Annotated in this window: 1 protein-coding gene; it reads right to left on the reverse strand. The window is 57.4% G+C overall.

Annotated features, from left to right (window positions below):
* Window positions 1–65 precede the first annotated feature (65 nt).
* Window positions 66–1,304 (reverse strand): IS256-like element IS3506 family transposase, encoded by a 1,239-nt coding sequence (locus tag L8V00_RS09955; protein WP_192817224.1) that lies wholly within the window; start codon window positions 1,302–1,304, stop codon window positions 66–68.
* Between the last annotated feature and the right edge of the window lie 119 nt (window positions 1,305–1,423).

Consider the following 1,423-nt stretch of genomic DNA (forward strand, 5'->3'; position numbering starts at 1 on the left):
GGTCAAGTCCGGTGTAGTGGTGTAGCCGTTTGTGCTTTCGGCTCGATATGAAGTTCGGGGCTTGGTTAGGCGGTTAGCTGGTGGTGGTCGTCACGATGTTCTCCTGGGTGGTGCATGAGGTGCTTGGTGTGTTCGAGTGCGGTCAGTGACATGTAGCGTTTTTGTTGGATCCAGTCGTCGTGTTGCTCGGCTAGGACCGCACCGACAAGCCGGATGATGGATTCACGGTTTGGGAAAATGCCGACGACGTCGGTGCGCCGGCGGATCTCACGGTTTAACCGTTCTGTGGGGTTGTTTGACCACACCTTCGTCCAGACTGGTTTCGGCGCTGCGGTAAACGCCAGTACTTCATCGAGTGATTCCTCCAAATACGCCGCGACGTGAGGGAATTTCGGCTCCAGTAGGTCGACAACTTCGCGGGCTTGAGCCCAAGTGGATGTGGCGTCAGGTTGCTGGAAGATTGTCTGGAACATCGCAGAGACCATCGGCCATTGTGTTTTCGGGACCTTTTCGTAGAGGTTCTTCGCGAAATGGGTGCGGCACCGCTGCCACGACGCATTGGGCAGCACTTCGGAAATGGCGTGCTGGATGCCTTCGTGGGCATCACTTGTGATAAGGAATACCCCAGTAAGTCCGCGGGCTTTTAAGTCCTGGAAGAAGCCTTTCCACGACGCGTTGGATTCCGCGGTGGCGACGTGCATGCCGAGCATTTCGCGATACCCGTCGGCGTTGACTCCGGTGGCAAGCAGCACTGAGCATTTGACCACCCGGCCGCCTTCACGGACTTTGATCGTGAGCGCATCGCACGATAAAAAGGCGTACCCGCCGGGGTCTAGTGGGCGGTTTTTGAAGTCTGCGACCATGTCGTCGAGTTCTTCTGACATGCGTGAGACTTGCGATTTCGACATGCTGGAAATCCCAAGCGTAGCCACCAGATCATTCATCCTGCGGGTGGAAACCCCTTTAAGGTAGCACGTGGCGATCACAGTCGATAAGGCTCGTTCTGCTCGTGAGCGGCGCTCTAACAGCCAGTCTGGGAAGAACGCGCCGTGGCGCAGTTTCGGCACCGCCACGTCGATCGTGCCGACACGGGTGTCAAGGTCGCGGTGGCGATACCCGTTGCGGTGGTTGACCCGCTCGGTGGATACAACTCCGTATTCGGCGCCGCAGACGGTGTCAGCCTGGGCGGAGAGGATCTGGTTGATAAACCCTTGCAGCATCTGGCGCATCAAATCCGGAGACGCTTGGGCCAGCAAATCATCCAGATAGGTTGTCGGGTCGATAGAATACGGTGCAGCGGTCATCGTCATAGGCCTTTCGGTGAGATGTGGTAGTTGAGTCGAAAGGCTAACTGGCGGTGGCCGCCCACTACTTTCCGGGACCCACCATCAGCAAGCGTTACACCACACTAAGGGACGCAACC

The organism is Corynebacterium evansiae, from assembly GCF_027570065.1.
In the GTDB taxonomy this organism is placed as follows: Bacteria; Actinomycetota; Actinomycetes; order Mycobacteriales; family Mycobacteriaceae; genus Corynebacterium; species Corynebacterium evansiae.